We start from the raw sequence: 21,486 nt of genomic DNA, 5'->3' as shown, positions 1-21,486 counted from the left end.
TAAACTGTAAACAATTATTCAGTTTGGAGGAGTAATTTTGCAGAATTTAAAACGAACTTTCGGCTGGTTAGCTAGTATTGGAATGGGAGCCTTATTACTAACCGCCTGCGGAAATTCTAATTCTTCATCATCGTCCGTGCACCAAAATACCGCAACGGACCTCACTAAATCGAGTCAAGCACGCTCAACCACCCACAAAGCAACCCCAAGCGCGCTGTGGGATCAACGGAAAGCTGAACAACTTAGCAGCTTTATGGAATCCTTCGGTCAAACGATGGATCAAAGTTATACTGTTTGTACTCCCGGGCATAACACCACTTACGCCGGATTGCATTACCCTGACGATCTCAAACAGCAACGCACTGCTTTTGATGATCAAAAGCTTTCCGCCGGATGGGCACCCACTGGGAAGGGACATTATCGCGTTAACGTCGTAGCAGTATATGAAGATCCTGGACAAGGTACCTTAGGCGGTCACGTTTACCTGTTCGCCATTAAAGATGGCAAACCCGTCGTGTACCACACTTCCCAAAACCAGGGAATGCCAGACAACCTTACCCACTTCACCACTACTGAGAATCAGACGCTTAGGCAAGGATTCGCTAAGATTGTTGCAGGCCAGCAAGTAGCGTTGCCAAATAAGTCCTCATCTTCTAAAAAAGCGGTAGCTCCTACGCACCATTACGTTAAGTTTGTTTTTCCACAATGGATGCAGGGAACTTGGTATTCCGCTGATGACGATGGCAAAATAGAAAAATTAGTTGTTACTGGTAACCTCCTTAATACGGACGGCGTGAAAACCCCGACCTACGACGGAGCTTCCCGTACCGCAGCCGACATGAAAGTATTGAATGGCGGCGGAAAACCCGATCCTGCTAAAACCGATTGGGGTGCCGGAGGGTTAAACAGCCCTTCTGGAAGTTTATTTGACGACCCTAGCAAAGTTTCGCAAGTAGTCAACGTCCGCGGCTGGTATCAAGGTGCTGGAGACGGCACGTACTTTTATACTAGTACCGAAAAAGATGGCGGACAGCCGTTCACCGTCCTTACTCAAGCTGGCGGGGCCGGCATGTGGCTGACTGCGCACTATTACCGTAGCGTGGACCTCGCTAAACAACACCAAGACGAGCATTACTCAACTGATCGCGATAATTAAACCCCTACGCCTTCATAACAAAAATAGACTAAAAAATGCTTTTCAAGAACTTAAAAATTCTCGAAAAGCATTTTAAATTTGTTGATTTTAAAATTAGGTTCAAAAGGTACGTTAAAAATTATTTTATCCTGCTTACCCGGAACAGTAATTATGCTGAATTCAGCCCTAATTACTAGTTTTCAGTTAGCACTCGTAAACTACCCGATATATCATTACCCTCTATACTAATTCACCATTAACAAATCAGGAGGTTGTCCTAGCTCTGTTAATGGTGTTTTTTACTGCTGATTTGTTTAATTTCTTCACGTGCTAATTCATTTAAATCCAAGTCTAAATAAACTGCCAATGCAAATAGCGCTTCGATTGACATCCGCTTCGGTATTGGAGTTAATTCATCTTCATAACGAGAAAGCATACTAGTTGATATGTCAATGCCATATTCATCATGAATACTACGAATCAACTTAATTTGTGACAGATTTCGTTGCTTTCGTGCATTTTTCAGTATAGTTCCAAAAATCAAAGGTATATCCTCCTTACTACTAGATGTATTAATTCTAGTACATTTATACCGAATAGAGTACAAAGCATTGATAAGGAGACCCTTTTAGGGTTATAATCCCACAAGAGGAATCTTTAAAAGGAACAAAAAATCGAACTAATTGGATGGTGATTTTTTTGTGTGATAACTACCGGGATTTTCGCGGCGTCTTAGCTTATCTAAAAGAAAATCAAATTAAACAGGAAACGGTCGCAAATTTTTTAGGCATTGGCCGGACCACCCTGAACCGTAAGTTAAACGGCGCAAGTGAATTTAAGCTCTCTGAAGTCAAATTGATTCATGAGCATTTTAACGTACCTTTAGAAATCTTTTTTAAGGATGTCTGAGTTAATCGATTAAATATCAGTTCACTATCAATTAGTTGCATTATCCTTATTGATAACTAACTATAAATTTAGCAATTATATTTTAAACATCATTGCAGTAGTCTTGTCCGAAGTTAGGTATTCCCCATATGCCGCGATTCATGTCAGCCAACGTGAAGATAAACTTCTACTACTACTGCAATGTTTCCATCCGTAATGTAGTCGTGCAGACTCATTGCGGTTTTATTTTTGCCAAATAAAGTTTAAATTTTTAATAACGTTGTTACATATTGGTTTTAATTTATTATGCCTTACAAATATTCGTTTCAGAATCCCATTTATCTCCGCTCGAAAATGATATATCTTAAATAAAAGTTATTCCTTATATCATTATCATGTTTTTGGTAATTTTAGCTCAAAAACTAAAAAATTGAGACGCACTTAATCTCAATTTGTCTTATTATAATGTTGCAACATAAAGTTGCGAATTCGCTTGTATTTTTTAATGCTTCTCCGCACTCAAAAAATATATCGAGTTATCTTTTCTTTCTAACCGCTGAACGTCCTCCTCGGGACGTTCTTTTTTTATGACCCTTTCCCTGGCTCTGCTCCGGTCCCATGGTGGTTTTCATCCCATTGTAGTTTTGCCGTTCGCTGTTCAGCATCCCTTTTCAACGCACTTAAATGGTCGGATAAATAGTATCCCTGCCATTTAATGATGCCTCGGTCAACATAATAATAATCAAAAAATTCTTGTACATCCGTTTCCGTAAATCGATCGTATCGCATTGTAATTTCTCCTAAAGAATCGTAATTAAACTATTCGTACGCGTTTCCGCCATTATGGCCTCCTACCAAGCCGGCGCGGTTAATCGCCGTAGCGCCTGGAGTTTTACTTCGTGCATATACTAGCGCTTTAAAACCATACTGTTGGCGAATTTTGTCCACGGCTTTTTCGATATCGTAATGCTTAATCTGCTGGGTAGCTGGGTGAAATAAATCTAGTTGCTGGCCAGTTGCGGGAGCTAATTTACTTGCATAAACGGCAATATTTCGTACCGCTTCGCCTTGCCAATTTTCTCGAAAAAGCTGAATCAGGACATGCGTAAGCGCAAAGTTTTCGTTAGTAGGCGTAATTTTTTGGGCCACGTGAAAGCCGCCCCGTCCATCCTCAACGCTTGCCGCATAGGAAAAACCAATCCCTAATGAGAGGCACCGGGTCTGCTTTTGGCGATGGCGTAACCGGGCTGCTACCTGTTCTCCAATTTCCTTGATTACCGTCTCAATTTCTAACTGTTGACAATAATCGCGCGGTAAAACCTGCGAATTTCCCACACTACTATCCTTAGGCTGGATCGGCTGTTGTAATTTACTACGGTCAATCCCCCACGCGGTTGCGTAAAGTTGCCAGCCGATAATTCCCAACGCTTCTTTTAACTTAAAGGGATTGGCGTGAGCAAGTTCTTCCATTGTATTGATTCCTAACCGATTCAACCGCCGTTCAGTGCGTTTACCGATTCCCCAAACTTCAGTTAAGTTAGTAATTGGCCAAATTTTTTGGGCCACGCTTTCATAATGAATCTCGCCAATTAGCGCGGGACTTTTTTTCGCGTAAAGATCAAGCGCTAACTTTGCTTGCACCGGGTTATCCCCTATTCCAATCGTAGTGTAGAGCCCCAGTTGCTCACGAACGGTGCGTTGGATTTTTTGGGCAACTTCTCGTGGAGTTTGCCCAAATAATTGCCAAGAATGGGTGACGTCTAAAATTGATTCATCAATTGAATATGGCAGCAAATCTTCATCAGCGACAAATTGCCGAAAAATATTGTTAATTTGTAAGTTTTTCTGTATGTACAAATTCATTCGCGGCGGGACCACCCAAAGCTGGTTCGTATTGGGTAAGTCCCGTTGTCGGGAGACGTTTGCATGCAAATTAAACATCTGCTTAGCCATTGGTGAAGTTGCCAAAATCAATCCCCCGTTAGTATTAGCTTGTTCCGACATTACCACCATCACCGCCTCTAGTGGGTTAAGTCCCCGCTGGACTGCTTCCACGCTGGCGTAAAAGGATTTATTATCAATCAGAAAAAACACGCCCCGGGGTTCCTTTCGATAATCCATCTGCTAATTGCCACCTTTAAACTAACTTATTCATCACCATTATCGAACAAATGTTCGTATTGGTCAAGAAATACTTAGCCCTCAAAATATTTTTTGCCGTTATATCGATCCACCTCCTTTAATTAATATAAAAACATATCAGCAATTAATAAAATAAGTCACCAAAAATTATCAATTATTGAAAACGGCTTTTTTTAATGAGATAATTCCATTACAATAGCCAAAAACAAGGTTCGAAAGTGATCATAAGTGTAACTATTTATATCACTATTTAAACATAAGGAGGTTCAAAAAATACACAGATACGCAGATACACATTTAGATAATTAACTAGCTATCTACAAGACCGAAGTATCAAATTAAGTTACCACACACATTTTTTAGGAGGAGAATCACCGTTATGGACTCAAAAAAAGGATTTTTATCATTCATTTCTAAAAACAAAAAAATAGGTATTGGCATTATTATCCTCTTGCTGGGAGTTGGGGTATTCGTTCATTATCAAAATAGTCAAGTTGACCACCTCATTAAGAACCATACATATAAAATAATGGTCGAAGGCCCTGACAAATCCGGAGATACGGTCAAACAAGCGGGAGTTTTGATTTTTAATAAAGACACTTACAAAAAAGGAAGCAATTTGGATGAGGATTTTTCTGATTTAAATAGCCTGATTTCCAGTGCGCAAGAAAACGATTCTTCGTCTTACACGGCAAATAAGGATGCCATTACTTTAAATACCGGATACTCTGACGACACCCCTAGTAACGGAGAAATCGCTAAACTTAAAAATTTGAAAGCGTCTAATGGTGGAAAAACCATTAAGGGCGAGATTACTTATCAATACGAAGATGATAGCGCTGTAGAAAACAACGAAAATGACCTTGCAGCATACGATGACATCAGTACCAAAACAGCCCATGCTACCGTTCAACTAGAACGTATCAGATAATTAAGTTCTAACCTCTATTAATGGTTATTCAATTAATTTTTGTGAAATTCTAAATCAAAGGTGATTTTTATGACAAAAAACACGTCCATGCTATTAATAACTATTATGAGTGCATTACTATTAACCGCTTGTACGGCGCCTTCCCATTCGTCAACCAGTACAGGTAACGCAAGTCACTCTAGCAAAAAAGTATCCAAGAATCATCGCACTACGACACCAGCCGCTAATAGCAGTAAACAACATTCTACTAACGCACCCACAACTGGGAAGCCGCTAACTTTCGACGAAGGTATGCAAATTTTACGGCGAAGTGTCTATAAAGACTTACTTGCAGACTCACCTCAGCTTGTTAGTAACCAACCTCAAAAATTAGTGATTTCCACTTACGCTGGTGCTAAGGGAATCAACTATTTTACCTTAACCATGACTGGAACTAATCAAGTTCAAATTCATGCTAAATTTGGCACTCTGGACGGAGGAAAATTTACTCAGCTTCATGACGTTAATTTGCCAGAATATCAAACGATAACCCGTGCTTCTTCCAATAAGTCCGCTTCCAACACAGTTTCGAAATCATCTGCTTTCCAAACCAACCAAGTCCCTACTAAATTCATTGGCAAATGGAAGAAAAGCGACAAAATTTTCACTAATTCAGACGGTAAGCGTTATGAATATGCGCAACTTTTTCACGGCAGGCCTCATTCTATCACTCTAGGAACAACCTATGCCGACCTAACCAAGTACACCGTTTTGTCTTGTAAGCCACTTGGCAACAACGATTATGTTTTAAAAGTTGAAGTACCCCTGTCACACGAGACCGATACTTTTTATTTGCATTACTATTCTAAAGACCATATCGGCGTAAAAACTAGTTCATCAAATGGCTTCATAGAATATAATAGCAAAGCGCCCGTTCTCAATTACAATGCGACAGAATGGTAATTGAGAACGTATGAAAAACAATGTCAATTAAAGATAATTACTGAAGTCACACAAACAAGGGTGTGGGTAAATGGTTTAACTACTATTTATCCACGCTTTTTAAATCCTTGGGAATTAAAAAGCCAGGAACTTACTTAGTTCCTAGCTCCTTCATTCCTATGATTGATCAACGTTATCATCTGATCAATCAGATATCGGTCCGTTCAATAATGTGGTTTTTAGAATATAGTTCGTACAGGGCAAATCCTACCACGAGCCATCCTAAATAAAACTCCCATGCCGAAAAAGTAATATTAGCCAATAAAAGCGCGCAAATTAACATCGCAGCTATTGGGATTACGTTCCCAAACGGGATTCTAAAAGGTCGTGGCAAATCCGGATACTGCCGACGTAATAAAATCACGATTAAGGAAATTAAGAAAAATACCGATAACGAGCCCACGTTAGCAATCAACGCTAGATTTCGTAAATCGAAAAAGCCGGCTAGCAACGCCGCAAAACATCCACTAATCCACAATGTTAAGTTAGGACTTTGCGTTTTGGGGTTTAGCTTTGCCCAGTTTTGGGGTAAGAATCCGCCCCGGCTCATCGCCTTCATGACGTTGGAGTTAGCGTAAATAAACGCGTAAACTACCGCCATAATCCCCAAAATAGCTCCTGCGGAAACCACTTGCGCCGCTAAATCATGCCCCTTGCTCAATAAAACATACGCCATTGCTTCCGAAACGTTTAGGTGTGGATAAGCCACCACCCCGGTCATTACAATGCTGACCACAATGTAAAGCGAGGTGGTTACCACTAACGAGATGATAATCGCGCGCGGGAGGTTATGACGCACATTTTTAGCGTCTTCAGCCGAAGTTGCTAGCGCGTCAAATCCAAGAAACGTGAAGAAAACGGTCGAAGCCCCCGTGACAATCCCCTTAATTCCATACGGGTTAAAGGAACTCCAATTACCCGTCTTGACATTGGGGACGCTCACCACGATAAATAACAAAATGATCGTCAACTTCACTAAAACCAGCGCGTTATTTATCCACTTACTTTCTCCCGTTCCCTTCGTTAAAACGAAGGTGATTAAAAGGATCATCAAAAAGGCTGGTAAATTCATCCAACCGCCCATGGACGGCGCTACCAACAGTTGGTGCGGTAGGTTAACTCCTAATTCGTGTAAGAACGAGCGAACGTAGCCGGTCCATCCGTTGGCAACCGTCGCTGCCGTAGTCATGTACACGCCCAATAGAGTCCAACCCGCTAAAAAACCAACTAGCTGTCCAATGGTAACCCAGGCATATACGTAAGCGCTACCAGAATTAGGGATTGCCGTTGCCAATTCAGAGTAGCATAACCCAATTAAGCCACTTGCCAATGCAGCAATCAAAAAGGAAAAAACTACCGCTGGCCCGGCAGTGGTGGCCGCCACAATTCCAGTCAGAACCAAAATTCCGGTTCCAATAATCGCGCCGATCCCCAAAATTGATAAATCAAACAAACTTAAAGTTCGTTCCTCTTCGCTTTTAGCAGCATTTTTGAAAATAAGGTCTAAATTAATCTTATTTTTCATCAGGATCATCAACTAACTCATGAACGGTGTGTATTCGATATTTAAACTATCCGCAACCGCTTTAGAAGTCAATTGTCCATTGAACGTGTTGATTCCCGTCAAAATGGTCCGGTCATTGGCCGCATCTTCTACACCTTGGTTAGCAATCATTATTGCGTAGCGTACCGTCGCACTAGTTAATGCGTCCGTGGAAGTCTTTGGTACCGCACCCGGTACGTTAGCTACCGTGTAGTGGATTACGTCGTGAGAGATGTAAATCGGATCTTTAAGCGTTGTTGCTTTGACGCTAGTTTCAAAAATTCCACCTTGGTCAATTGGAATATCCACCACTACGGAACCTGGTTCCATACTATCAACCATCGCGGTAGTAACTAGCTTCGGTGCCAAAGCGCCCGGAATTAACACCGCTCCAATTACGAGGTCGGCTTCCTTAACTGCTTTTGCAATGTTGTAAGAATTAGAAATCAACGTTTGAACTTTGCCACTAAATAAGTTGTCGATTTCTGCTAGTCGTTGAGCATTGATGTCTAAAACCGTGACTTGTGCTCCCAGACCGACTGCTGTTTTAGTGGCGTTAAATCCAACCGTTCCAGCGCCAATGATGGTAACCTTTCCTCGAGGAACCCCAGTAACTCCGGATAACAATAATCCCTTGCCAGATTGTGGCCGTTCCAGGAAGTGCGCTCCGACTTGAACTGCCATCCTTCCCGCAATTTCACTCATTGGAAAGAGCAGTGGTAAATCGCCATTAGGTCCGACCATCGTTTCATAAGCAATACTGGTAACCCTGCTCTTTAGCAATTCCTCAGTTAGTCGCCGATCTGCTGCAAGGTGGAAGTAGGTGTAAATAATGAGCCCGGGACGGAAGTATTTGTATTCTTCTGGTAAAGGCTCTTTAACCTTAATGATCATCTCACAGTCCCATACATCTTCTACCGAGCCGATTTTTGCTCCAAACTCTTCGTAGGCTTCGTCAGGATAACCTGAGCCTACTCCTGCACCTGATTCAATAATTACTTCGTGTCCAGCCTGGATTAAATTAGCGACCGTGATTGGTGCTGCTCCGATCCGTTGCTCCTGCGCTTTAATTTCTTTAGGTATACCAATTTTCATGAGATTCCATTCCCTTCTTTTGTGAACAACTTAACGACTATCATTAAACCGGTACAATTTACTTATTCAAACGTACCTTACTTCACTAAGTTATCATTTTAAATCCAGGGTAGAATATTCTATCAACATCGCTAAAAAACATTGTTATTTCAGCATTTACTACTATTTAATTTTACATCTCTGGTCACCTCCAACCACCCTTTTTCGGTTCCAGAATAACACACTTAAGCGCAAATTGCAGTAAGAATCCAAATAAAAAGTCTGGTTGATTTCATCCACTAAAAACAACCAGACCAATTTTATTATCTTTCTTTCTACAACTAATTAATTATTTTACGTTTTTTTGAGTAATCCACGGGGTTTTCCATTAATAACCATAAAATCAAGTACACGATGATTCCTGGAAAAATAGGTGTGAAGCTTACAAGTAGGTAAATTATTCGGACGTGACTGGCGTTCCATCCGTAATGCTCCGATAGTCCTCCTAAAACTCCAGCCAATAACCGATTATTTGCCGAACGGTGAATGTTAATTTTCATACGTTTTCCCTCCTCGTTATTTTTATCAATTTTACCATTCAAATGATTTACCCGATATTTTAATGCTTCACGAACGGCTTTTTAAAAGTCTTCCGTCGGTTAGCATCCCGGGATAAAACGCTATTTATTAAATGATAATCTCATTTATATTCATCAACAAAATTAATTTAGCTTCAAAGAGGTCCTTATCTATAGTGATGTATAAGTTTCAGTACATTTGCATATTTACTGCTAAGTTACGTTGATGAGTATATATATAAAGGTTATAATTCCTTGAGAGGAATCTTTACACGGGATTCGGTTGAGTAAGCATTTGTAAATAAAATTGCTAATTTCCTGAATCACAATACATAATTTTGTTTAGCTAAACAAATTTTGAAAACGCAGTCATTCAGGGACGCTCCCAAAATTGCATAATAGCCAACTTAAACGTGTCAAAGGTTTCCGAAGTTCAGAAAATGGTACTTTACTATATTTTAAAAAATTCTAGGAGGTTTTTATGGAAAAACGTGCAGACAAGGTCCACTTTAAAATGTTTAAGGCAGGTAAGTTTTGGCTTGTTTCTGGAATTGCATTAACAGTTTTGGGGAGTACTGCCGTATTGAACACCAACGTTCATGCTGATGAAATTAGCAGTACGCAAGTCTCGGCTAACGTTGGTGATTCTAACCGTGCTGTTACTCCGCAGAACACTAACGCCGTCGACGATGCTCAAGCAGCTGTCGACCAAGACCAAGACGACATTGCTAAAAATCAAGCTGACACTGTTAATGAACAAAATCATCATGACGAATTGGCCGAGCAGACTGCCGGGAAGCAACAAGACGTTGATAACGCGCAAAAAGCTGCTGACACTGCTAATGACCAAGTCAAAAACGATCAGCAAACTGCCGACGATTTAAAACCAGATGAATATACTGATGCCCAAAACGCGGCTAAAGATGCGCAACAAAATGCTGACCAAGCGCAAAACGACGTTGACCAAGCTACCGCTAATAAGAATCAAGCGCAGCATGATGCTGATCAAGCGCAAAAAGACGCTAATCAAGCTGCTAAAGACCGGGACGCGGCCGCCAAAGCTAAAGCTGACGCTCAAAACAAAGCGGATGCTGCTAAAGATAAGGCTGACAATACGCCAGCAACCACCAACGTTCATCACGATCCGCATCCCGTTAAGCCGGGTTCTCAAACTAATCCAAGCGAAATCAACAGCGATGCCGATTTACCAACTGACCTAGTTGAACCAGATGGCTTAACCGATGCTGAAAAGAACCAAGATCATTACGCTTCTTCCGATCCTTGGTATAAGTACGTCGGCGCTAACGACACCTCAGCAGTTATCAAAGCTGGTACGCATTTAACCGCCACGCAACAAAAAGAACTTGCTGAATACGCCCTTGCTTTAATTAATAGCTTCCGGGCGCAACACGACTTAAAACCAATTTTAATGTCGGATACCGTCCAACAACTCGGTCAAGCCGTCATCGACTTGCGGGTCAAAGACCAAACCGAAGCCGGTGTGCATACCGATACTAACTCTAGCGACCTTGATGACGCCATTAGCCGCGTGGCTGGTGGCAATCAATACGACGTTATCAGTGGTGGCGAAAACCTCTTTGATAGTATCCTCGGTTCTAATGACGTTACCATGCTCCAACTAAAAGTTGAATTGCTTCAACAACTCACGGGAATGTGCTTCGCCGATGGTAACTGGGACTGGGGTCACCGTGATAACTTCTTAAGCCATACGTATGGCAGCTCTGACGAAGCTGATCAAGTTTACATGAGCTTCAACTTACAAAACTATGGCGATGTCTATGGCACTGGCTTTGATACCACAGCCTACCTCTTTGACTTCTGGGTTGCCCGGACTGGTACTAACGGCGAAGCTGAAAAAGCCTTGAATAACGGCCTTTACACCGCGTACGTCAATCACGGCTATGATACCACGGAAACTAACCCCGCTTATACGCAAGCCGTTAACGACTACCAAAACGCGTTGAATCAGCTTAACCAAGCTACCAAGGCTTATCAACAAGCTAACTACAATTACAACAATGCCCAAAGCGGTGTTAAAGCAGCAAATGATAACCTAGCTAAAGCTAGCCAAGCTTTAAAGGACGCCCAAGCTAAATTGCAAGTTGCCCAAAATAAGCTTGCTGACGCAAAACAAGCTTTGGCTAACGCTGCGGCTAAATACGCCGATCAGCTTAAAGCTTATCAAGCGGCATTAAAGACCTTAAAAGCCGACCAAGCCAAAGCGGCTCAATTGAATCAAGCCTTGGCTGATGCTAAAGCAGCCCTTGCCGATCATCAACAGGCTTTAGCTGATTCCGAAGCTAAAATTCAACAGCTTAAAGACCAACTCAAGGACCTAGAAGCTAAATTGGCTCAAGATGAACAAGCTCTAGCTGATGCCAAGAACAATGCTGACAATGGCAACTCGGATAATAACTCCGATAATAATGGTTCTGATGATCACAGCTCAGACGGCAATGGCTCTGATAGCAGCCATGATTCTGACAATGATTCGGGTAATAATGACTCCGATGGTCATCACGATGCTGATAATGGTAATTCTGATGAAAATGGTTCTAATAATGATTCCGCCACAAATAACAACTCCGGCCATCAGGATGCTGACCACAGCCATAATTCAGATAGCAATGCCGGCAATAATGATGCTAACAGCAATGCTGCTGGTGATAATCAAAATCAAGGTTCCGACACTAGTCGCAGCGACGCTGATTCAGATAATGCTAATGACTCCAACCAAGAATCTGGCAATGCTGCTAATGGTACTGTCAACCAAGCTGGAGCACCTAATTCGCAAAACAACGCAGCGGTTGCTTCCACCAATCAACCTTCAACAAGCTTGAATGATACTGACTATAAGTCAAATGTTCAACCTCGTTTACCACAAACCGATGAACAAAAACAAGGACAAAAGATGACCTTGCTCGGCATAGTCGGAATATTTTTATCTAGTTTAGGACTTGTATCCACCTACAAACGTAAGCATGGTTAAATTCCTAACTAATTAAACCATATATCAAAAAGTTTACATTTAATCTCAGGCGACAGATTTCTACATCTCTTGCCTGAGATTTTTGCTTATTAGATATCTTAGTAAGGATGCGTAAATTAAAACAGCATCGGATGAAGTCATTTAACCACATTTCAAAATAAGAGGATCCCATTATGAAAAAATTAATTTCTATAGCCCTGTTAACTATTATCCCGTTAGTTTTAACAGGCTGTAATTCAAATAATAACCAAAATGCTAACCGCAACAATACAAGAAAATCTGCTACAAAGATAGTTTCAAAACAGAACCGAAAGCATATAAATAAAGCTCTTTCCAACAATTCCAAATCTACTAAAAGTACAACGAATTGGGATAAAAACAAAGATGTACAATTAGCAGACTTTATGGCCTCTTGGAATCAAACTACGCAGAAAAATTATGTACAATGTACCCCAAAGAGAAATACTACGTATACAGGTTTACATTACCCCAATGACTTCGCTGATAATAAAACTGCTTTTAACAATCAAAAGCTTTCTGCCGGATGGTCAGAAGATGGTACTAATAAATATGACGTAAATGTCGTAGCTATTTATGAAAATACTAACGGTGGGACAACAGTTGGCGGTTGTATTTATTTATTTGCAATTCAAGACAACTCTCCGATTGTATATTACACTGAGCAAAACCAAGGCGCTCCCGATGGTTTAGTACACTTTGAAATAGCTCCAAATGATGATTTAACCAACAAATTTAATAGCATTGTCCGCTCTTCTTCAAATCAGAAAAATACTTCATCATCCTCAAAAACTCCAGAAGTCTCCCCGTTAACCTTTGAAGAAGGAATGCAAATTCTACAACATAGTATTTACAAAGATTGCCTAGGCGAAGATTCCCAACTTGTTAGCAACAAACCACAAAGGTTAGTTATTTCGGCCTTCTCTGGCGCCAGAGGTATTAACTACTTTACTTTAACGTTAGAGAAAAATAACCAAGTTAGGATCCACGCCGAAATAGGCTCTTTAGAAGGTGGACCGCGCGATCAATTCAACGCTGGTAGTCATATACCCGAATATCAAACAGTAACACGAACTGGTTCTTACTAAATTTAGTAACTATTACTAAATCAATTGCTAACGTTTCTAGCTAATTACAACCGCTTTTTTACTAATTGTAATACAACTAAAAGTAATCATTCGATATTTAAGTGAAATACCGAATACCAGCGATTCCTTAAATATATCCAGAAAACATCTTTTCTAAACTGATATTCTTCACATCCGTTAATGGTATTTGTAACTCTAAATACCGTTAACGGATTTTTTGCACAAAAAAACACCCTCCATTTCTGGAAGGTGTTGTAATCGTTGTGTATAGTAACGATTAACGTTTTGAGAATTGTGCAGCCTTACGAGCTTTCTTAAGACCGTACTTCTTACGTTCCTTCATACGAGGGTCACGTGTAAGTAAACCAGCCTTCTTCAAAGGTGCACGGAAATCAGGATCAACATCCAAAAGAGCACGAGCAATACCATGACGGATTGCGCCAGCTTGTCCGGAGAATCCACCACCATTAACGTTAGCAATAACGTCATAGTTGCCGTTTGTTTCAGTTACGCCGAATGGTTGGATAACTACTTGACGTAAGTTTGCAAATGGAATGTATTCTTCGATTGGACGATCGTTTACAGTGATTTTACCGGTTCCCGGTACAAGACGTACACGAGCAACGGAGTTTTTACGACGGCCAGTGCCGCGATATTGTGCTTCAGCCAAAATTCATTTCCTCCTTAAATTAAGTTCGTGATGTCAAGCTTTTCTGGGTTTTGAGCTTGATGCTTATGATCTGTACCAGCATAAACATGCAACTTCAAACCAAGCTTACGACCTAGTGAGTTGTGTGGAAGCATTCCCTTAACTGATGTTTCAATCAAGCGTTCAGGAGTCTTTTCACGCATTTCACCTGCAGTCTTCATCTTCAAACCACCTGGATGCAATGTGTGGTGGTAGTAGATCTTGTCTGTCGCCTTGTGACCAGTCAACTTAACCTTGTCTGCATTAATAACGATAACGAAGTCACCAGTATCCACATTAGGAGTGTATGTTGGTTTGTTCTTACCACGTAAAATAGATGCAACAACTGTTGAAAGACGTCCCAAAGGAACATCGGTCGCATCAACGACATACCATTTACGTTCTACTTCACCTGGTTTAGCCATATATGTTGTACGCACTTGAATTTCCTCCAATTTCTGTTTTGTTTAACTCAACTATAATAAGTTTCCGGGGCTTATTTTGTGGAGGTAAACAATACCAACTTCCATTATATTGACAGTCCCGGTTAAAGTCAATCAAAAATCTAATAATCGACTTCTTTTAAATATAACCCGCTTGCTGGGGCAGTTCCCCGGGCTTGGTTGCGATCCTTGACCGCCAAAAGCCGCGGGATATCATCCACTGGCCGCCGTTTACTACCGATTTCAACTAAAACGGCCACCATGATTCGCACCATGTTATATAAAAAGCCATTGCCGTAAAATTCAAAAATAATTTCGTTTTGGGCTTCATCCTTCCAAGCCTTGGCCTCGTAAATGGTCCGCACGTGATTTTTGGCCGTGCTTCCCGAAGCCACAAAACTAGAAAAGTCGTGGGTACCCTCTAAATCTTTAATTGCTTGTTGAATCAATTCAATGCTAATCGGAAATTTCCAATGTCCGGTGTAATTGCGTTTAAACGGGTCAACAAACTCCCCTAACGCCATCCGGTACTGATATCGTTTGCCATGGGTGGTAAAGCGTGCGTGAAAGTCTTCGTCCACGATCTCCACCTTTTTTACCTGCGTATCTAACGGTAAAATACTGTTCAACGCGTGCAACATGTTATTGGCCGTCATTTCAATTGGCAAATCAAAATGCACTACCTGACCAAAGGCGTGGACTCCGGCGTCCGTTCGACCAGAACCGAAAATTGGAATTTCAGGTTGGGGGTTCTTCGCAATTTTATTCACCGCGCGTTTTAACACTCCCTCAACCGTTCGTTGGTTAGGCTGCGCTTGAAAGCCCGCAAAGTTAGTCCCATCGTAAGCCATTGTAATCTTATAACGCATGTCAACCTCATCTTCTAAGGGCGATAATCACTACTGCTGCAAGCAGCATCGTTACCGTCCCGATAATATCATTTTTTGTATAATTTAAAACCCGATACTTACTGCGCCCTTCTCCACCTTGATAACCGCGCGATTCCATCGCCGTAGCGAGCTCCTCAGCGCGACTAAAGGCACTTTCAAACAGTGGAATGAGGATGGCCACAAGCTTCTTTAAACGCACCAAAATCGACCCAGAGCTAAAATCAGCCCCCCGGGACCGTTGTGCATTTAAAATCTTTTCCGTCTCGTCGATTAACGTTGGCACAAAACGCAAAGCAATCGACAGCATTAACGCCATTTCATAGACCGGAAAGTGCACTTTCTTTAGCGGCATAAAGATGGCTTCAATCGCTCCCGAAATTTCCAAGGGAGAAGTTGTCAGTGTAAGTACGGTAGAAACTAGAATAATTAAAATAAACCTTATCGCAATGTACACGGCATTTAAAAGTCCGTTGCTGGTTATGGACAGAATTCCCCAATGCCAGTAGACGTGACCCCCGACACCAAAGAACACCTGGATAATCATCGTCAGTAAAATGACCCCAATTAACGGCTTTACCCCGTCCCAAAAGAAACGTGGACCAATTGCCGACGCTGCGATAATCACCATTGCTAAAACAAAGCTTGCTAGGTAAGCTGCCCAACTATTGGCAAGAAATACGGCGACAATGTATACCAAACTTAAAATTAGCTTAGCGCGCGGGTCCATTCGGTGGATAAAAGAATGACCAGGAATGTACCGCCCAAATAAAATCTTATTCACGTGCACGGCCCCCGTTCTGCTTAAGCTGTTCAATTAGTTCGCCCATTTGCAGCGGAACTGGGTCGAAGTGGAATCCACGTTGCATTAACCGTTGGGCAAACTCCGTAACCTGGGGCAATCCTAACTGGTGTTCTAATAACCACTCTGGAGCGCTGAAAACGGCTCGGGGACTTCCCACCTTAATAATTTGTCCGTCATCCATTACCACAACCTGATCGGCATAGTTGGCAACGTCATCCATCTGGTGGGTCACTAACAGGATTGTTAAGTGCTCTTGATCATGTAATTCCGCAAAAAGCTCCATCATTTCGGTCCGTCCCTGCGGATCCAGACCTGCCGTGGGCTCGTCCAAAATTAAGATTGCCGGGTTGGTTGCTAAAATTCCGGCAATTGCCACCCGACGCATTTGCCCACCCGATAATTCAAAAGGTGATTTTTGCCAAGTGTTTTCGGGCATGTGTACCTTTGCAAGCGCCTGCTGAGCTCGTTGAGTCGCTTCCGCGTCACTTAAACCAAAATTTAGCGGACCAAATTTAACGTCGTCCAACACGGTTTCCGCAAATAACTGACTTTCAGGAAATTGAAAAACAATTCCCACGTGCTGCCTTAGAGCCACCAGTGCCTTATTTTTTGTGGTTGCATCAATTACTTGATTATCAACCTCGACCGTCCCCGTCGTGGGCTTCAATAGACCATTAACGTGCTGAATCAGCGTCGACTTTCCACTACCAGTGTGGCCAATGATTGCGGTATACGAGCCATCAGGAATTGTTAAATCAACGTCCTTTAACGTCAGGTTTTCAAAAGGAGTATGGGCTTGGTAAACGTAGCTTACTGATTTGAACTTAATTGACATACCCATTCCTCCAATTTAGTTTCGTTCATTTTTAATGCTAGTGGCACGTTGAATCCATGGGCCACGAGTTCGTCATAGAGCTGACCGCTAAAGGGCTTTTCTAGTCCAGTCTGCTCTAAAAGCTGGTTGTCCGCAAAAACCGCTTGAGGGGTACCCGTAGTAACTACTTTACCGTCATTTAATACAATTACCTGATCGGCTAGCATTGCTTCGCTAACGTCATGGGTAATTGAAAGAACGGTTAAATCTTGTTGTTGGTGCACTTGGTTGATTAGTTGAATAATTTCCGTGCGTCCCTGTGGATCAAGCATGCTGGTGGCCTCATCCAAAATCATAATTTCCGGTTTAGTCGCCAACACTCCGGCAATCGCCACCCGTTGTTTTTGCCCACCAGACAACTGGTCGGGTTGCCGGGACTTAAAGTCACTCATTCGCACCTGAGTAAGCACCCGCTCAACAATCTGGTGCATCTCCGCAGTAGGAATTCCTAAGTTTTCCAGTCCAAAGGCCACGTCATCTTCCACCGTGGCGCCAACAAACTGATTGTCTGGATTCTGAAAAATCATGCCAATCTTTTTTCTGACGTCCCATACCGTATCCTCACTAAGGGGAATTCCGGCTACCGTGACCGTGCCTTCCCGAAACGTCATCAATCCGTCAATTGTGCGTGCTAAGGTGCTTTTACCGCTCCCGTTATGTCCAACAATTGCCGTCCAGGTTCCCTTTTGAATAGCGACCGAGACATCATCCAGTGCCTTTTTCTCACCATTATTAGCGTATTTATACGTAAGATGCTTTACTTCAATAATGTTTTCCACAGTCCTACTCTCCCGATACAATATGGAACTAATTTTATCATTGTATACAAAAAAAATCACTGAAGATAAAGGTAGCAAGTCCGTAAACTCGCCGTGGGCTAGACTCGGATTTCTCCAGCATCGTAACACCCTACCAATATCTTAGTGATAGATTTTGTTATTCTTATAATTGCTTAGAATTAGTCAACTAATTCTAAGACAACCATTGGGGCACCGTCTCCGCGGCGTGGCATCGTTTTGTAGATACGAGTATATCCACCATTACGATCAGCATAACGTGGAGCCAATTCAGCAAATAATTTTTGAAGTGCTGAAGAAACTTTAACATCTTCACCATCTTCTGTAACATCAGCAACGACGTTACGAACAAATGCTGCAGCTTGACGACGGGCATGTAAGTCGCCACGCTTACCCAATGTAATCATTTTTTCAGTTGTAGAACGTACTTCCTTAGCACGGGCTTCAGTTGTAACGATCTTTTCATTAACAATTAATTCTGTTGTAAGATCGCGAAGCAACGCTTTACGTTGGGAGCTTGTACGACCTAATTTACGATAACTCATCTATGGGAACCCTCCTTATGATTAGTCTTCTGAACGGAAACTCAAGCCCAAAGCATTCAGTTTTTCTTGGATTTCAACAAGTGATTTACGTCCAAGGTTACGAACTTTCATCATTTGAGCCTCAGTGCGATCAGTTAATTCTTGAACACTGTTAATACCTGCTCGTTTTAAGCAATTGTATGAGCGAACCGAAAGATCTAACTCTTCGATTGTCATTTCAAGCATTTTTTCCTTGTGAGTTTCTTCTTTTTCCACCATAATTTCAGTCTCTTTAGCCTGGTCATTAAGGTTTACAAAGATAGCAAGGTGTTCAGTTAAAATTTTAGCAGATAAACTTGTTGCCTCACTAGGAGTGATCGAACCATCAGTCCAAATATCGAGCGTAAGTTTATCGTAGTCATCTCGTTGACCAACACGAGTTTTTTCAACTTGATAATTAACACGTTCAATTGGGGTATAAATAGAATCGATTGGCAATACGCCAATTGGCATATCCGCCTTTCGAGCCTTGTTTTCGTCCGCAGAAGTATATCCACGGCCAGTATCAGCAGTTAAAACGGCATGGAATGTCGTTCCTTCTGCAACAGTACAAATTGGTGAATCTGGATTGAGAACCGTAACATCACCGTCTCCCATAATATCACCAGCAGTAACGTTGGCAGGTCCCACTACGTTGATATCTAACGTCTTTTCGTCATCAGATTCAATCTTTAAGGAAACCTTCTTTAGGTTCAAAATAATTTGTGTAACGTCTTCTACAACACCTTCAATAGTGGAGAATTCGTGTAACACGTTATCAATTTGAACACTGGTAATCGCTGCTCCTGGAAGCGACGATAATAGGATTCGACGAAGTGAATTACCAAGCGTTGTACCATATCCCCGTTCTAAGGGTTCAATAACAAATCGGCCATAATTGTCATTTTCGTCAATTTTATGAATTTTTGGCTTCTCAAATTCGATCATTCTAATTTTTACCCCTTTCAAAACGCAGTCTGCATTTCGACTTTGAATGCATTATAAAGTTTGCCCTCAAACAGAACCGAACTCTATACACGACGGCGCTTTGGAGGACGAGATCCGTTATGAGGAACTGGTGTAACATCACGAATTGCGCTTACTTCAAGCCCAGTTGCTTGGAGAGCACGAATTGCAGCTTCACGACCAGAACCAGGTCCCTTAACAGCAACTTCAACATTCTTCATACCATGTTCCATAGCAGCCTTTGCAGCAGCTTCTGAAGCCATTTGAGCAGCAAATGGAGTCGACTTACGACTACCCTTGAAACCAAGTGCACCAGCAGATGACCAAGCAACTGCGTTACCTTGAGGGTCTGTAATCATAACCAGAGTATTGTTGAATGTTGAATGGATATGAGCTACTCCAGATTCAATATTCTTTTTTACTCGACGCTTACGAGTATTTCTTTTCGTTGCCATAAATGTTTAGCCTCCTTTAATTATTTTTTTCTACCTGCGATAGAAACTTTCTTACCTTTACGTGTCCGAGCGTTATTCTTCGTGTGTTGTCCACGAACTGGCAAACCACGACGATGACGCATACCACGGTATGAACCGATTTCTTGGAGACGTTTGATATTGAGACTAACTGTACGACGAAGATCACCTTCAACAAGATACTTGTCTACTTCTGCACGAATCTTGTCTTCTTGATCTGCTGTTAAATCGCGAACGCGAACATCTTCAGAAACATCTGCGTCCTTTAAGATTTTTTGAGCGGTAGTGTTACCAATACCGTAAATATATGTCAAACCGATGACAATACGCTTGTCACGTGGTAAATCAACACCTGCAATACGGGCCATTAAATTTCACCTCCAAGTATAATAATTATTTTCCTTGACGCTGTTTGTGCTTAGGATTTGCTGAGCAAATTACCATAACGCGTCCTTTACGTTTAATGATCTTGCAATGTTCACACATTGGCTTAACTGATGGACGTACCTTCATGAATAAATCCTCCTAAACGAATAAAACTTATTTGAAACGATAGGTAATGCGACCCTTGGTAAGATCGTACGGCGACATCTCAACCGTAACCCGATCTCCAGGTAGAATCTTGATGTAATGCATCCGAATCTTACCCGAAACGTGGGCAAGAATTTCATGACCATTTTCAAGCTCTACTTTAAACATCGCATTAGGCATAGTTTCTTTGACTTTGCCCTCAATTTCAATGACATTATCTTTAGCCACTAAATTTGTGCCTCCTAATTAACTTTTCTAACAGTAAAAACCAACAAAAAGCTTCAAAATATGTATTCCGAAGCTAAACCTGAATCAGCTTACCATACGAAAAAACTATTTGCAAACAATGAACGTTATCTATAGTACCAACAAGCACGAAATTAGAGAGCCTCTAATACTTTTTTGACTTCAGAATAAACATCGTTGATATCCTGATCGCCATTAATATTGTAAAGGAGATGCTTTTCTTCATAGTAATCAATCAAAGGCGCGTTAAGTTTTGTGTTAACGGCAATTCGATTTTTTACCGTTTCTGGCTTGTCGTCCTCACGTTGATAGAATTCATGATGTCCGCAAACATCACAAGTTCCTTCAACCTTTGGTGGATTGTAGAGCTTATGATAAGTAGCTCCACAATTCTTACAAATAAATCTGCCAGATAGTCTTTCAACCAAGACTTCAGGTTCAACATGAATGTTGATCACTGCCGTCAATGGTTTATTTAAGCGAGATGTCATTTCGTCTAACGCCTTAGCTTGTTCGAGGTTTCGAGGGAAACCATCAAGCATAAAACCATCATTGACATCGTCCATTGCTAGACGATCTTCGACAATCCCGTTAGTTACACTATCGGGAACTAGTTCACCCTTATCGATGAACTTTTTAGCTTCAATCCCCATCTTGGTTTCATTTTTCATTGCTTCACGGAAAATGTCACCGGTGGAGATGTGCGGAATTTTAAAATCCTCAATAATCTTTTGAGCTTGGGTACCTTTACCAGCACCAGGCAAACCCATCAAAACGAGGTTTAATTTAGTCATTAGTAATTCTCCTTCATTGCTAAACGACGAA

At 41.5% G+C, this 21,486-nt stretch carries 25 protein-coding genes; 6 read left to right on the top strand and 19 right to left on the bottom strand.

Annotation, left to right across the window (positions count from 1 at the left end; translation table 11 throughout):
* The first annotated feature begins 37 nt into the window (after positions 1-37).
* Positions 38-1,156 carry a DUF4767 domain-containing protein gene (locus tag I6H64_RS01395; protein ID WP_008841081.1) on the top strand — a complete coding sequence of 373 codons (1,119 nt, stop codon included), beginning with the start codon at positions 38-40 and terminating at the stop codon, positions 1,154-1,156.
* A gap of 265 nt (positions 1,157-1,421) precedes the next feature.
* On the opposite strand, the gene I6H64_RS01390 is transcribed toward I6H64_RS01395, so the two are convergent.
* Positions 1,422-1,679, bottom strand: coding sequence for a helix-turn-helix domain-containing protein (locus I6H64_RS01390; RefSeq protein WP_005918884.1), 258 nt, complete (start codon positions 1,677-1,679; stop codon positions 1,422-1,424).
* A 143-nt stretch (positions 1,680-1,822) separates the two neighbouring features.
* Here I6H64_RS01390 and I6H64_RS01385 point away from each other — a divergent pair, with 143 nt between their 5' ends.
* Entirely contained in the window at positions 1,823-2,044 is a 222-nt protein-coding gene (locus I6H64_RS01385; RefSeq protein ID WP_002832230.1) for a helix-turn-helix domain-containing protein, read from the top strand.
* 564 nt (positions 2,045-2,608) lie between these two features.
* Here I6H64_RS01385 and I6H64_RS01380 read toward each other — a convergent pair.
* Together I6H64_RS01380 and I6H64_RS01375 are read right to left on the bottom strand one after the other, a co-directional pair.
* On the bottom strand, positions 2,609-2,812 hold the full coding sequence (locus tag I6H64_RS01380; protein ID WP_005918882.1) for a hypothetical protein: 204 nt from the start codon (positions 2,810-2,812) through the stop codon (positions 2,609-2,611).
* A 30-nt stretch (positions 2,813-2,842) separates the two neighbouring features.
* Positions 2,843-4,144, bottom strand: coding sequence for a Y-family DNA polymerase (locus I6H64_RS01375; protein ID WP_008841078.1), 1,302 nt, complete (start codon positions 4,142-4,144; stop codon positions 2,843-2,845).
* Between the two features lie 400 nt (positions 4,145-4,544).
* On the opposite strand from I6H64_RS01375, the gene I6H64_RS01370 reads away from it, so the two are divergent.
* Both I6H64_RS01370 and I6H64_RS01365 read left to right on the top strand, forming a co-directional pair.
* A complete protein-coding gene (locus I6H64_RS01370; RefSeq protein WP_008841077.1) occupies positions 4,545-5,096 on the top strand; it encodes a hypothetical protein in 552 nt (183 codons plus the stop codon).
* 105 nt (positions 5,097-5,201) lie between these two features.
* Entirely contained in the window at positions 5,202-6,038 is an 837-nt protein-coding gene (locus I6H64_RS01365; protein ID WP_232623513.1) for a hypothetical protein, read from the top strand.
* A 187-nt stretch (positions 6,039-6,225) separates the two neighbouring features.
* On the opposite strand, the gene I6H64_RS01360 is transcribed toward I6H64_RS01365, so the two are convergent.
* From I6H64_RS01360 to I6H64_RS01350, 3 genes are all read right to left on the bottom strand, one after another.
* Positions 6,226-7,602 carry an APC family permease gene (locus I6H64_RS01360; RefSeq protein WP_036685173.1) on the bottom strand — a complete coding sequence of 459 codons (1,377 nt, stop codon included), beginning with the start codon at positions 7,600-7,602 and terminating at the stop codon, positions 6,226-6,228.
* A 12-nt stretch (positions 7,603-7,614) separates the two neighbouring features.
* Positions 7,615-8,715, bottom strand: a complete 1,101-nt coding sequence (ald, locus tag I6H64_RS01355) for an alanine dehydrogenase (RefSeq protein WP_008841074.1) — start codon at positions 8,713-8,715, stop codon at positions 7,615-7,617.
* 320 nt (positions 8,716-9,035) lie between these two features.
* Entirely contained in the window at positions 9,036-9,254 is a 219-nt protein-coding gene (locus I6H64_RS01350; RefSeq protein ID WP_036685148.1) for a PspC domain-containing protein, read from the bottom strand.
* Between the two features lie 499 nt (positions 9,255-9,753).
* On the opposite strand from I6H64_RS01350, the gene I6H64_RS01345 reads away from it, so the two are divergent.
* Both I6H64_RS01345 and I6H64_RS01340 read left to right on the top strand, forming a co-directional pair.
* Positions 9,754-12,282 carry an SEC10/PgrA surface exclusion domain-containing protein gene (locus tag I6H64_RS01345; RefSeq protein WP_081035575.1) on the top strand — a complete coding sequence of 843 codons (2,529 nt, stop codon included), beginning with the start codon at positions 9,754-9,756 and terminating at the stop codon, positions 12,280-12,282.
* A gap of 173 nt (positions 12,283-12,455) precedes the next feature.
* Positions 12,456-13,388, top strand: coding sequence for a DUF4767 domain-containing protein (locus tag I6H64_RS01340; RefSeq protein ID WP_008841070.1), 933 nt, complete (start codon positions 12,456-12,458; stop codon positions 13,386-13,388).
* 277 nt (positions 13,389-13,665) lie between these two features.
* On the opposite strand, the gene rpsI is transcribed toward I6H64_RS01340, so the two are convergent.
* From rpsI to I6H64_RS01275, 13 genes are all read right to left on the bottom strand, one after another.
* Positions 13,666-14,058: a 30S ribosomal protein S9 gene (rpsI, locus tag I6H64_RS01335; RefSeq protein WP_002832236.1), complete on the bottom strand. Its 393-nt coding sequence runs from the start codon at positions 14,056-14,058 to the stop codon at positions 13,666-13,668.
* Positions 14,059-14,072: 14 nt separating this feature from the next.
* Positions 14,073-14,516 (bottom strand): 50S ribosomal protein L13, encoded by a 444-nt coding sequence (gene rplM / locus I6H64_RS01330; RefSeq protein WP_024862984.1) that lies wholly within the window; start codon positions 14,514-14,516, stop codon positions 14,073-14,075.
* A gap of 125 nt (positions 14,517-14,641) precedes the next feature.
* Positions 14,642-15,388: a tRNA pseudouridine(38-40) synthase TruA gene (truA, locus tag I6H64_RS01325; RefSeq protein ID WP_002832238.1), complete on the bottom strand. Its 747-nt coding sequence runs from the start codon at positions 15,386-15,388 to the stop codon at positions 14,642-14,644.
* Positions 15,389-15,395: 7 nt separating this feature from the next.
* Complete coding sequence (locus I6H64_RS01320; RefSeq protein ID WP_005918860.1) at positions 15,396-16,190, bottom strand: energy-coupling factor transporter transmembrane component T family protein; 795 nt, start codon at positions 16,188-16,190, stop codon at positions 15,396-15,398.
* Positions 16,183-17,046: an energy-coupling factor ABC transporter ATP-binding protein gene (locus I6H64_RS01315; RefSeq protein ID WP_005918858.1), complete on the bottom strand. Its 864-nt coding sequence runs from the start codon at positions 17,044-17,046 to the stop codon at positions 16,183-16,185. The genes I6H64_RS01320 and I6H64_RS01315 overlap by 8 nt, the downstream gene beginning before the upstream one ends.
* Complete coding sequence (locus I6H64_RS01310; protein ID WP_005918856.1) at positions 17,022-17,864, bottom strand: energy-coupling factor transporter ATPase; 843 nt, start codon at positions 17,862-17,864, stop codon at positions 17,022-17,024. The genes I6H64_RS01315 and I6H64_RS01310 overlap by 25 nt, the downstream gene beginning before the upstream one ends.
* Positions 17,865-18,043: 179 nt before the next feature.
* Positions 18,044-18,427 carry a 50S ribosomal protein L17 gene (rplQ, locus tag I6H64_RS01305; protein WP_002832244.1) on the bottom strand — a complete coding sequence of 128 codons (384 nt, stop codon included), beginning with the start codon at positions 18,425-18,427 and terminating at the stop codon, positions 18,044-18,046.
* Between the two features lie 21 nt (positions 18,428-18,448).
* On the bottom strand, positions 18,449-19,393 hold the full coding sequence (locus tag I6H64_RS01300; RefSeq protein ID WP_002832245.1) for a DNA-directed RNA polymerase subunit alpha: 945 nt from the start codon (positions 19,391-19,393) through the stop codon (positions 18,449-18,451).
* Positions 19,394-19,476: 83 nt separating this feature from the next.
* Complete coding sequence (gene rpsK, locus I6H64_RS01295; protein ID WP_002832246.1) at positions 19,477-19,866, bottom strand: 30S ribosomal protein S11; 390 nt, start codon at positions 19,864-19,866, stop codon at positions 19,477-19,479.
* A 20-nt stretch (positions 19,867-19,886) separates the two neighbouring features.
* Positions 19,887-20,252, bottom strand: coding sequence for a 30S ribosomal protein S13 (gene rpsM / locus I6H64_RS01290; protein ID WP_002832247.1), 366 nt, complete (start codon positions 20,250-20,252; stop codon positions 19,887-19,889).
* A gap of 25 nt (positions 20,253-20,277) precedes the next feature.
* Positions 20,278-20,397 (bottom strand): 50S ribosomal protein L36, encoded by a 120-nt coding sequence (gene rpmJ / locus I6H64_RS01285; RefSeq protein WP_002832248.1) that lies wholly within the window; start codon positions 20,395-20,397, stop codon positions 20,278-20,280.
* Positions 20,398-20,424: 27 nt separating this feature from the next.
* Entirely contained in the window at positions 20,425-20,643 is a 219-nt protein-coding gene (infA, locus tag I6H64_RS01280; RefSeq protein ID WP_002832250.1) for a translation initiation factor IF-1, read from the bottom strand.
* Between the two features lie 152 nt (positions 20,644-20,795).
* Positions 20,796-21,455, bottom strand: coding sequence for an adenylate kinase (locus I6H64_RS01275; RefSeq protein ID WP_002832251.1), 660 nt, complete (start codon positions 21,453-21,455; stop codon positions 20,796-20,798).
* Between the last annotated feature and the right edge of the window lie 31 nt (positions 21,456-21,486).

Source organism: Pediococcus acidilactici (assembly GCF_016127815.1).
Classification (GTDB): Bacteria; Bacillota; Bacilli; order Lactobacillales; family Lactobacillaceae; genus Pediococcus; species Pediococcus acidilactici.
Note: the sequence above shows the minus strand (reverse complement) of the source record. Positions and strands in the feature narration are given on the sequence as shown.

Excerpts from the sequence above, each read along its gene's own strand:
- I6H64_RS01385 (WP_002832230.1), top strand. The coding sequence starts at position 1,823 with ATGGTGATTTTTTTGTGTGATAACTACCGGGATTTTCGCGGCGTCTTA.
- I6H64_RS01380 (WP_005918882.1), bottom strand. The coding sequence starts at position 2,812 with ATGCGATACGATCGATTTACGGAAACGGATGTACAAGAATTTTTTGAT.
- I6H64_RS01375 (WP_008841078.1), bottom strand. The coding sequence starts at position 4,144 with ATGGATTATCGAAAGGAACCCCGGGGCGTGTTTTTTCTGATTGATAAT.
- I6H64_RS01370 (WP_008841077.1), top strand. The coding sequence starts at position 4,545 with ATGGACTCAAAAAAAGGATTTTTATCATTCATTTCTAAAAACAAAAAA.
- I6H64_RS01365 (WP_232623513.1), top strand. The coding sequence starts at position 5,202 with ATGAGTGCATTACTATTAACCGCTTGTACGGCGCCTTCCCATTCGTCA.
- I6H64_RS01360 (WP_036685173.1), bottom strand. The coding sequence starts at position 7,602 with ATGAAAAATAAGATTAATTTAGACCTTATTTTCAAAAATGCTGCTAAA.
- ald (WP_008841074.1), bottom strand. The coding sequence starts at position 8,715 with ATGAAAATTGGTATACCTAAAGAAATTAAAGCGCAGGAGCAACGGATC.
- I6H64_RS01350 (WP_036685148.1), bottom strand. The coding sequence starts at position 9,254 with ATGAAAATTAACATTCACCGTTCGGCAAATAATCGGTTATTGGCTGGA.
- I6H64_RS01345 (WP_081035575.1), top strand. The coding sequence starts at position 9,754 with ATGGAAAAACGTGCAGACAAGGTCCACTTTAAAATGTTTAAGGCAGGT.
- I6H64_RS01340 (WP_008841070.1), top strand. The coding sequence starts at position 12,456 with ATGAAAAAATTAATTTCTATAGCCCTGTTAACTATTATCCCGTTAGTT.
- truA (WP_002832238.1), bottom strand. The coding sequence starts at position 15,388 with ATGCGTTATAAGATTACAATGGCTTACGATGGGACTAACTTTGCGGGC.
- I6H64_RS01315 (WP_005918858.1), bottom strand. The coding sequence starts at position 17,046 with ATGTCAATTAAGTTCAAATCAGTAAGCTACGTTTACCAAGCCCATACT.
- rplQ (WP_002832244.1), bottom strand. The coding sequence starts at position 18,427 with ATGAGTTATCGTAAATTAGGTCGTACAAGCTCCCAACGTAAAGCGTTG.
- I6H64_RS01300 (WP_002832245.1), bottom strand. The coding sequence starts at position 19,393 with ATGATCGAATTTGAGAAGCCAAAAATTCATAAAATTGACGAAAATGAC.
- rpsK (WP_002832246.1), bottom strand. The coding sequence starts at position 19,866 with ATGGCAACGAAAAGAAATACTCGTAAGCGTCGAGTAAAAAAGAATATT.
- rpsM (WP_002832247.1), bottom strand. The coding sequence starts at position 20,252 with ATGGCCCGTATTGCAGGTGTTGATTTACCACGTGACAAGCGTATTGTC.
- rpmJ (WP_002832248.1), bottom strand. The coding sequence starts at position 20,397 with ATGAAGGTACGTCCATCAGTTAAGCCAATGTGTGAACATTGCAAGATC.
- I6H64_RS01275 (WP_002832251.1), bottom strand. The coding sequence starts at position 21,455 with ATGACTAAATTAAACCTCGTTTTGATGGGTTTGCCTGGTGCTGGTAAA.